The organism is Psychromonas sp. B3M02, assembly GCF_003318165.1.
Lineage (GTDB): Bacteria > Pseudomonadota > Gammaproteobacteria > Enterobacterales > Psychromonadaceae > Psychromonas.
In genome coordinates this window covers 20,751-30,091 of sequence record NZ_QOCB01000024.1, presented here as the reverse complement: position 1 = coordinate 30,091, position 9,341 = coordinate 20,751, and the positions used below count along the sequence as shown (strand labels likewise).

General features: G+C 40.3%; 9 protein-coding genes and 1 pseudogene. 1 reads left to right on the top strand and 9 read right to left on the bottom strand.

Going from position 1 to position 9,341, the window contains the following annotated elements; translation table 11 throughout:
• Nucleotides 1-126: 126 nt before the first annotated feature.
• From DS885_RS17880 to DS885_RS03490, 5 genes and pseudogenes are all read right to left on the bottom strand, one after another.
• Nucleotides 127-504 (bottom strand): hypothetical protein, encoded by a 378-nt coding sequence (locus tag DS885_RS17880; RefSeq protein WP_369007748.1) that lies wholly within the window; start codon nt 502-504, stop codon nt 127-129.
• Nucleotides 398-987, bottom strand: a pseudogene (locus DS885_RS17850) (hypothetical protein). The gene DS885_RS17880 and the pseudogene DS885_RS17850 overlap by 107 nt, the downstream one beginning before the upstream one ends.
• 390 nt (nt 988-1,377) lie before the next feature.
• Nucleotides 1,378-2,160, bottom strand: coding sequence for a TSUP family transporter (locus DS885_RS03500; RefSeq protein WP_113818019.1), 783 nt, complete (start codon nt 2,158-2,160; stop codon nt 1,378-1,380).
• A 20-nt stretch (nt 2,161-2,180) separates the two neighbouring features.
• On the bottom strand, nt 2,181-3,053 hold the full coding sequence (locus DS885_RS03495; protein ID WP_113818018.1) for an NAD(P)-dependent oxidoreductase: 873 nt from the start codon (nt 3,051-3,053) through the stop codon (nt 2,181-2,183).
• Nucleotides 3,054-3,063: 10 nt separating this feature from the next.
• A complete protein-coding gene (locus DS885_RS03490; protein ID WP_113818017.1) occupies nt 3,064-3,930 on the bottom strand; it encodes a TauD/TfdA family dioxygenase in 867 nt (288 codons plus the stop codon).
• A 182-nt stretch (nt 3,931-4,112) separates the two neighbouring features.
• Between DS885_RS03490 and DS885_RS03485 the strand changes: the two genes are divergently transcribed.
• Nucleotides 4,113-5,453 carry an aminotransferase-like domain-containing protein gene (locus tag DS885_RS03485; RefSeq protein ID WP_113818016.1) on the top strand — a complete coding sequence of 447 codons (1,341 nt, stop codon included), beginning with the start codon at nt 4,113-4,115 and terminating at the stop codon, nt 5,451-5,453.
• A 4-nt stretch (nt 5,454-5,457) separates the two neighbouring features.
• On the opposite strand, the gene DS885_RS03480 is transcribed toward DS885_RS03485, so the two are convergent.
• From DS885_RS03480 to odhB, 4 genes are all read right to left on the bottom strand, one after another.
• Nucleotides 5,458-5,700, bottom strand: a complete 243-nt coding sequence (locus tag DS885_RS03480; protein WP_258546836.1) for a hypothetical protein — start codon at nt 5,698-5,700, stop codon at nt 5,458-5,460.
• 298 nt (nt 5,701-5,998) lie between these two features.
• Nucleotides 5,999-6,871, bottom strand: coding sequence for a succinate--CoA ligase subunit alpha (gene sucD / locus DS885_RS03475; RefSeq protein ID WP_113818015.1), 873 nt, complete (start codon nt 6,869-6,871; stop codon nt 5,999-6,001).
• Nucleotides 6,871-8,037 (bottom strand): ADP-forming succinate--CoA ligase subunit beta, encoded by a 1,167-nt coding sequence (gene sucC, locus DS885_RS03470; protein WP_113818014.1) that lies wholly within the window; start codon nt 8,035-8,037, stop codon nt 6,871-6,873. Before sucC ends, sucD begins: the two co-directional genes overlap by 1 nt.
• Nucleotides 8,038-8,155: 118 nt before the next feature.
• Complete coding sequence (gene odhB, locus DS885_RS03465; RefSeq protein WP_220149636.1) at nt 8,156-9,322, bottom strand: 2-oxoglutarate dehydrogenase complex dihydrolipoyllysine-residue succinyltransferase; 1,167 nt, start codon at nt 9,320-9,322, stop codon at nt 8,156-8,158.
• Nucleotides 9,323-9,341: the final 19 nt, after the last annotated feature.

Below are 9,341 nucleotides of genomic sequence, written 5' to 3'. Positions count from 1 at the left end.
GCGCAAAATTTAGATCAGTTGTTTAATACAATTGGTATAACTTCTGTGTATGAGCAACCAACTTATTTCGGATCTAAAGGTAAATATGGAATGTTCCACGTTTCTGAAGGTTTTAATGTGTTAGCTTCAACCCCCCTTTTTAATCGTATCTTGATGAGACCCAGAAAATGCCGTAAATACGAGTTCACCTGCATAAGGATGCCTTGGATGAACTGGAATATTAGTACACTTCTCAATTATTTTTGCCGTGTTTCTGATGTCGTAAAAATCCAATTTAGGATCGATCCCTTGGGTATATAGGTTCAAAGCTAGTATCGCTAGATCAACATTTCCTGTTCGTTCTCCATTACCGAACACACACCCTTCGACTCGTGTCTCACCGGCAAGCTGAGCAAGTTCAACTGCCGCGCCCCCCCGTCCCACTGTCGTTATGAGGATGTATGCTAATCGTGATATTTTCCATATCACTGAATAATGAACGAAATTTCTCAATTTGGTCAGCATAAACATTAGGGGTATTTACCTCTAAAGTTGCAGGTAAATTTAATATTAAAGGCCGCTCATTACTTGGTTGCCACACTTTTTTAACCGCCTCACAAATCTCTAGAGAGAATTCAATCTCCGTAAAACAGAACGTTTCAGGAAAGTATTCTAAAATCCATTGTGTTTGACGTTGTTCATCACATAATCGTTTAATATGTTTAGTACTTAACACAGCCATTTCTATAATTTCAGACTTACTTTTTTAAATACTAAATCTCTAAACAGTGGTGCCGTGGCGTTATACAAATGGACAATAGCTCGTGAAGCGCCTTGTAGCGATACCAGTGTTTTTTCAATCAACTCTGGTCTCGCTTGGGTTATTAGTTGTATCCAAACATCATTGGGAATTTTATTCTTTTCAATTAAATATCGAACAAATTTGAAGTCTGTTTGTGAAGCAGATGGAAAAGCCAGTTCTATTTCTTTGAATTCACAAGTAATCAAGTGGTCGAATAGTAATGCTTTTTTTCATGATTCATCGGGGTGCTTAAGGCTTGATTTCCATCTCGTAAATCAGTTGAGCACCAACGAGGTGCTTTTAACAGTTGTTTTGACGGCCAAGTACGTTGCGGATTTTCTATCACTGTAGCTGGATGGTATTCTTTTATTGAGTTATTCCTACTTTACTCCTTTTAGTTTCTTATAGAGTAAAGATATGCGAGAAGCGGAGCAAATCTGTTAGAGTTTCTACTTAATTTAGGAAAATACGGATTAAGTCAGGTATGGATAACCATAGTTCGGCTGACAGTGTGGTTGTTCAGATAACTTAGTTTAATACTAGAACTCTCATCCGTATTGAATGAGAGTTCTATCCTATAAATTTTGTGGCTAGTTTTAGAGCAGGAATTTATAACCCAGCGAAATCATCAGTAGACTGAGTGATACTGAAATGGTTCGTTGAATCAATTTGGCGCCATATTTCATTGCTGATGAGCTACCAACATGGTTCCCAAGTAAGTTCATTGCTACTAAAGGCATTGCCAGCATATATAAGACGTTACCTGCAATCATGAAAGCGAATAACGCGCCGATGTTAGAGGAAAAGTTAAACACCTTTGACGTCGCTGATGCTGAAACTAAATCGAACCGAAGTAAGTAATGTAAAGCCAGAATTAGAAAACTACCGGTACCAGGACCAAAGAAGCCGTCATAGAAACCAATTACAAATACAGCAGTTGGAACGCCAAGTAAAATGACTGTTTTATTAATTGGGGCAGAGTTATCTTCATTGCGATTCTTCTTCGGAATAAACGATAAAATTATTCCGAAAGGGAGCATAAAGAGAATGATTTTACCGATAGTATCGGGAGCAAAGTAGAGAATAGCCTGTGCACCCGCGTACGCACCGATTAGGCCTGCTGGGATACCTGTTGCCGCAGCAGTCCAAATTACTTTTTTATTTCGTATAAAATTACGTATTGCTGCGATAGTGCCTAAAGTGCTGACAATTTTTTCTTGTCCAAGAGCTAATTGAGGTGGCAATCCAGCAAGGATAAAAGATGGTACTAAGATTAATCCTCCACCGCCTGCTACTGAGTCAATGAAACCGGCCGCAAAGGCCGATACCATTAATGCTATTAGTATTAAAAGTGTAATGTCGTTACCGAAGAGTTCCATACTGAAAATTCCTGCCTAAGTTATCGATCATAGATTTTGAAAAGCACAGAAGTATCCATGCGACCAAAACCTTGTTGCTGTAGGGACTGATATTCACTGTCTACTTTTTCTGTTAACGAAAGCTCGACCCCTATCTTATTTGCTTCATTTAGGCAAATGCTGAGATCTTTGTGCATCCAGTCAATTGCAAAACCAAAATCGAACTTATCTTGCGACATAGTTACGGTTCTGTTCTCCATTTGCCATGAACCTGCAGCACCATGCTTTAACACGTCAACTAACTGGTTTATATTTAGACCTGCTTTTTTTGCCAGAAGGAGGCCTTCGCTTAACCCTTTCAATACACCTGCAATACAGATTTGATTGACCATCTTACAACGCTGCCCCTGGCCATTTTTACCCATTAAAGTCGATTGCTTAGCATAGCTTTTCATCACGGGCTCTACGCGATCAAAAACAGTTTGTTCACCACCACACATAATTGTGAGAGCTGCATTTTCAGCTCCCGCTTGACCACCTGATACTGGAGCATCAATAAAAGAAATGCCCTTTTCTATACATACTTTGGCTAACTCCTCTGCAAGCTCTGCAGATGTTGTTGTGTGGTCAACCAAAACAGAACCAGGGACCATGCTCGCGAGTACTCCGTCTTCGCCATATACAACACTTCTTACATCGTCATCATTCCCCACGCATAAAAACACAATGTCACAGTTTATCGCAGCCAACCGAGGGGTTGGCTGGCATTCACCGTAAAACTCTTGAGACCATAGTTTTGCTTTGTTTTCTGTACGATTAAACACTTTGGTCTTGTACCCTGCTTTTGCAAGATGACCCGCCATTGGAAAACCCATTACACCTAAACCAATAAAAGCGACGTTGTTTGATTTCATTTTATTTTCCTTAATTTTTTCCAATATGTTGAAATTCTGGGGTGGCTGGAACGATACGCTCTAACGTACTCACCCCAAACATGCGAGCTAACCAGCGGCCTGCGCCATCTGATCTAGATTTAAAACCTTCGCGACTATGTAGAAGCCGTTGATTTTTAATTATCAATAAATTACCTGGTTGATATACCACGTGTTGTTTTAACGATTCGTTTTGTAGATGAGCTTCCAGCATAACTAATGCTGCTGTACTCTCGGTAAGAGGAATGGTGTTTTCCTTGTCATAACGACATAGCATCACACCGTCTTCGCCTATGACTAAAATGGGTAGACGGCTTGAAGGAGATTGACCGAATGAATCTGGCCGGGTAATTCGAAAATTAGGTTGGCATAATTCGTTGACTACGCCGCGGCTCAGTTGAGCAATCAAATTATCCAATAGAATAAAATTTGATCGAACCTTGAGTGCAGGTACCACATGCCTAAATAATAATCCTTTATTTTCATTTTGGCATGATACAGCTTGAATTTGGGTGCATTGACATATGCCAACACAGATAGCGCTAGCTAAAGGAACTTTTGATGGTGGAACATAACCGTTGTAAGGTGTCGCACACAAATTGCTATCAATAGGTAAACCGCGGATAATCAGGGCGCATTGATCATCATCTGACTTAAAATCCTGAATAGTGTTGATTACCTCATCATTAAGGCTGTATTTGACTACGTTCCCAAGCCACTCTCTTATGTTAAGGCACTCATTGTCCTTTCTAAACCGTAAGTTGCTGAAGGCATTTTTTAGCTTGTTTGCAGCTTCATATGATACATGTACTTCTTGAACACTTTGCTTTTTAAGTGTCTCTACCATTTCTTTTAGCATTTCTTAAGCCTGATTTAATGTTCTCACAGATCACATTGAGTTAGCTCAATGTCATTTTTATGTAGGTTACAATTACAATTGAACTATGTCAATATGGTTCATGTATTTATTTGAAAGAGTCAAAACCCAAAAGACATATGTTATAATCTATTAAAAATTAGAATTGTCCCAGGAGGTTCCTTGTGAGTAATAGTAAGTTCATTCGTATAGCAGAAGTTATAGAGCAGAAAATTGAAACAGGTGAGTTCCCGCCAGGTTCAAAGCTACCCACCCATCGTTTACTCGCTGAGGAGCTTGGAACGACACCTGCAACCGTTGCAAAAGCTTATAAGTTGCTTAATGACAGAGGATGTTTGGAGTCATTTATTGGTCGTGGTACGTTTGTTAGAGCAAACTCGCAACTTGACAAAGCCATCCAAGCTCCCGATGAAGAAACAAACTTTAACTTCTCTATCCTTCAACCTTGTCTGGAGAGAAATGTACCTGCATTGAAGAATGCCTACCGACAATCTGCGGAGTTACTGACCCCTTCTGTCATTGGATATGTTGAGCATTCTGGGCATGAAGTCCATAGGGCTGCTGGTGTTAAATGGGCTAAAAAGTACGGCTTAGAGGGGGCAAACAGCGATAATATGTTATTGACAAATGGGGCTCAGCACGCTTTGTCTTTACTCGTTGATACTTTGACTAAGCCAGGTGACAGTATTCTAGTCGAACGACTCACCTACCCAGGTATTTTGGCGATTGTAAATATGCCTGACCGTCATGTAATTGGTGTAGATCTTGATGAATATGGTTTATGTCCAGAAGCGTTGGCAAGTGCAATTGATGCACATCAAGCCGCAATGGTGATAACGATTCCTAGTCATCAGAATCCAACAGGGATCTCAATGCCGGAATCCCGAAAAAAGGAAATAGCACGAGTTATCAACGATAAGAGACTCTGGTTGGTTGAAGATGATATTTATTGCTTTTTAGATGATGAACCAGTGCCTCCAATCGCTAACTTTGCTCCAGATTATACGTTCCACATTTCTGCGTTATCTAAGGCAATTAGCCCTGCGATGCGTTGTGGTTACTTAAAAGCCCCTGAAAGTCAGATAACGGCTCTCAATGCAAATATTCGAACTAATATTTGGCTCGCATCTCCCATTAATTTTATTGCAGCGACATTGTTAATTGAATCCGGTGATGCTTTTCGGTTAGCGGACCAACAAAGAGAAGTTGCGAATGAAAGACAGAAAATGGTAAGAGAGATTTTTACTTCCATAGAGTTCACGGCTTCTGGATACCATATTTGGCTACCATTACCTGCCCATTGGCAGCCAGATCGATTTGCAATGGAAGCAAAAAATCGTGGATTAATCGTTACCAGTGGCAGCTACTTTTGTGCCAATAATAAAAGTACACCACATGTCAGGTTGTCTTTGATGTCAATCGGGAATGAGACTCGATTGAGAGATGGTTTGGATCAGCTCCAACGATTATTGGATTCTGACATTAATAGTTTTTTTCCATACTAAAGGTTCAAGCGAATGATTTTGAAGTAACTAAGGTGTGGATGAGCTTATTCACGTTACTGGCTGAATTTGGAACCCAATACAAACCAGAGGGGTCAAGTCCATCCTCACCAATGGCTCCTGTATAGAACCGCTTAGCAAAGGTCTGAAAAAGCAATTTCGGATCGTCAAACAATCCTCTATTGGCTTCCATGTAATCCAGAAACAAGGACACGGCTTGAATAAATCCATTCATAACGGAGTTACTCACACCGTTCGCCTCTAGCTTGAGTAGGTAGTCCGTGACCGTACTTAACTCGCCCTGCTCAGTTAGCAAGATCGGCAGTTGGCTTTGATGCCCGTATTGTCCTCTACAATCATTGCTCTAACTTTTACTGATGAAAAACTATGCTTTCCCCATACACAATGTACATACTATTTACCTAAAGCGTTAGTTGTGCAATAAAAAGGCAGATTTCTCTGCCTTAATACACAATATACACCCTTTAAGTTACTATATATAACTAATGCGAGGTTCTTATCTCTCAGTAGGTATTGAATTTAATTAATTACCAACCTGTAATTTCACGTAACGCTTTGCCAATATCCGCCAGTGATTTAGTGGTTTTAACGCCAGCATCTTCTAAGGCTTTAAATTTATCTTCAGCAGTACCTTTACCGCCTGCGATAATCGCCCCCGCATGGCCCATGCGCTTACCCGCAGGTGCCGTTACACCAGCGATGTACGAGACAACAGGTTTAGTTACATTAGCTTTAATGAAGGCCGCAGCTTCTTCTTCAGCTGTACCACCGATTTCACCAATCATTACAATTGCTTCAGTCTCAGGATCTTCTTGGAACAGTGTTAAGATATCAATAAAGCTAGAGCCAGGAATTGGGTCACCACCAATACCAACACAAGTTGATTGACCAAAACCTTCATCAGTTGTTTGTTTAACAGCTTCATAAGTCAAGGTACCAGAGCGTGATACAATCCCAACTTTACCTTTCTTATGAATATGACCCGGCATAATGCCGATCTTACATTCATCAGGAGTAATAACGCCTGGACAGTTAGGACCAACCATCACTACACCCGCTTGATCAAGTTTGATTTTAACCTCAACTAAATCCAAGGTAGGAATACCTTCTGTGATAGTCACAATCAACTTAATGCCTGCGTCAATGGCTTCTAAAATCGCATCTTTACAAAATGGTGCAGGTACATAAATAACAGAAGCCGTAGCGCCTGTTGATTGAACCGCTTCACTTACCGTATTAAATACAGGTAAGCCTAAATGCGTTTGACCACCTTTACCAGGTGATACGCCGCCAACCATTTTTGTGCCATATTCAAGTGCTTGCTCAGAATGGAATGTACCTTGCCCACCAGTGAAACCCTGACAAATTACTTTAGTATCTTTATTAATTAAAATGCTCATTATTTGCCACCTACCGCTTTCACAGATTGCACAGCTGCATCTGTTAATGATGTTGCTGCAATAATATTTAAACCAGACTCCGCTAAAATTTTACGACCTAATTCAGCGTTATTACCTTCTAAACGAACAATAACCGGTACTGATACACCCACTTCTTCAACTGCACCGATAACACCGTCAGCAATTAAATCACAACGTACAATACCACCAAAAATGTTCACTAATACCGCTTCTACTTTATCGTCAGATAAAATAATTTTAAACGCTTCAGTTACACGCTCTTTTGTTGCACCGCCGCCTACGTCTAAGAAGTTTGCAGGGTTACCACCGTGTAAATGAACGATATCCATTGTGCCCATTGCTAAACCAGCACCGTTAACCATACAACCGATGTTACCATCCAGGGCAACATAGTTTAGCTCCCACTGCGCAGCATGCATTTCACGTGCATCATCTTGCGTTGTATCATTAATTTCATTTAATGCTTTTTGACGGTACATCGCATTAGAGTCGATAGAAATTTTGCCATCTAAACAGATCAAATCATCTTCACCTGTCACTACAAGCGGGTTAATTTCTAACAAAGATAAATCTTTTTGTTGGAAGATAGTGGCTAGGCCCAAAAATATTTTAGTAAATTGACCAATCTGTTTACCAGAAAGACCTAATTTAAACGCTAATTCACGACCTTGGTATGCCTGTGCACCCACTAGTGGGTCAACAGTCACTGTATGAATAAGTTCAGGTGTTTCTTCAGCCACCTTCTCAATTTCAACACCACCTTCAGTAGATGCCATGAACGTAACTCGTTGTGAAGCACGGTCAATAACAGCACCTAAATATAATTCATTAGCAATGTCGCTACAGCTTTCTAATAGCAGTTTGTTTACTGGCTGACCATTAGCATCTGTTTGATAAGTTACTAAGTTTTTACCTAACCATTTATTAGCAAATTCACGAATAGACTCTTTAGAATCAACTAACTGTACACCGCCCGCTTTACCGCGACCACCAGCATGTACTTGACATTTGATTACCCATTTGTCGCCGCCTAATTTAGACGCGGCATTAACGGCATCTTCTCCACTATCACAGGCAACACCCTGTGGAACTGGTAGACCGTACTCTTTAAATAGCTGTTTTGCCTGATATTCATGCAAATTCATGTTTGATTTCCATTTGTTGAGTTAAACTTAATAGCTCGTAAGCCGTGAGTGTAAAAACAATTTATGAAATTAGCTGCCTACATTTAGGCAGCTAAGGAAGGGATACTGAAGCGTGGAATTAAATGTCTAATAATAGACGAGTTGGATCTTCTAGTAGCTCTTTAATTGTTACCAAGAATCCTACTGATTCTTTGCCATCAATTAAACGATGATCATACGAAAGTGCTAAGTACATCATAGGTAATATCTCAACTTTACCATCAACAGCCATTGGACGCTCTTGAATTTTGTGCATACCTAAGATTGCAGCTTGTGGAGGGTTGATAATTGGTGTTGAAAGTAACGAACCAAATACACCACCGTTAGTCACAGTGAAGTTTCCGCCCATCATTTCGTCAACCGTTAATTTACCGTCACGGCCTTTGATTGCAAGGTCACGAATACCCTGTTCAATCTCAGCAACACTCAGTGTATCTGTGTCACGTAATACTGGTGTTACCAAACCACGTGGCGTAGATACTGCGATGCTGATATCGAAGAAGTTATGATAAACAATATCATCACCATCAATCGCTGCATTTACTTCTGGGTAACGTTTTAATGCTTCTGTTACCGCCTTAATGTAGAAAGACATGAAGCCTAAACGGATACCGTGTTTTTTCTCAAACACTTCTTGATATTGTTTACGAAGATCCATGATAGGTTTCATGTTCACTTCATTGAAAGTGGTTAACATTGCCGTCGAGTTTTTCGCTTCTAACAGACGCTCAGCAACACGTTTACGAAGGCGAGTCATTGGAACACGTTTATCACTACGCGCTGCAACAGCTGCTACGATATCAACCTTAGGTGCAGTTTCGCTTTTGTTCTTATCTGTGCGGAATTTTTCAACGTCTTCACGAGTGATAACACCACCTTTACCAGAACCTTTAATGTCACGCGCATCAATATCTTGCTCTAACATTAAACGACGAACAGATGGGCTTGCATCTGCAGCTTTAGCTGGTGCTTTTTCTTCAACAACTTCTTCCTCTTTAGCAGCTGGAGCATCACCTTCTTCAAGTTTTGCTAACAGTTGCTTAGATAAAACCGTTGCGCCTTCATCTTCAATAATTTCTTTTAAAATACCTGTTGCAGTAGCCGGTACTTCAAGCACTACTTTGTCAGTTTCGATTTCAACTAACACTTCATCGCGCTCTACAAAATCGCCAGGATGTTTATGCCAAGTTGCCACTGTTGCATCTGCAACTGATTCAGGCAATTCTGGAACTAATACTTCAATCATAATTAATACTTCCTACTAT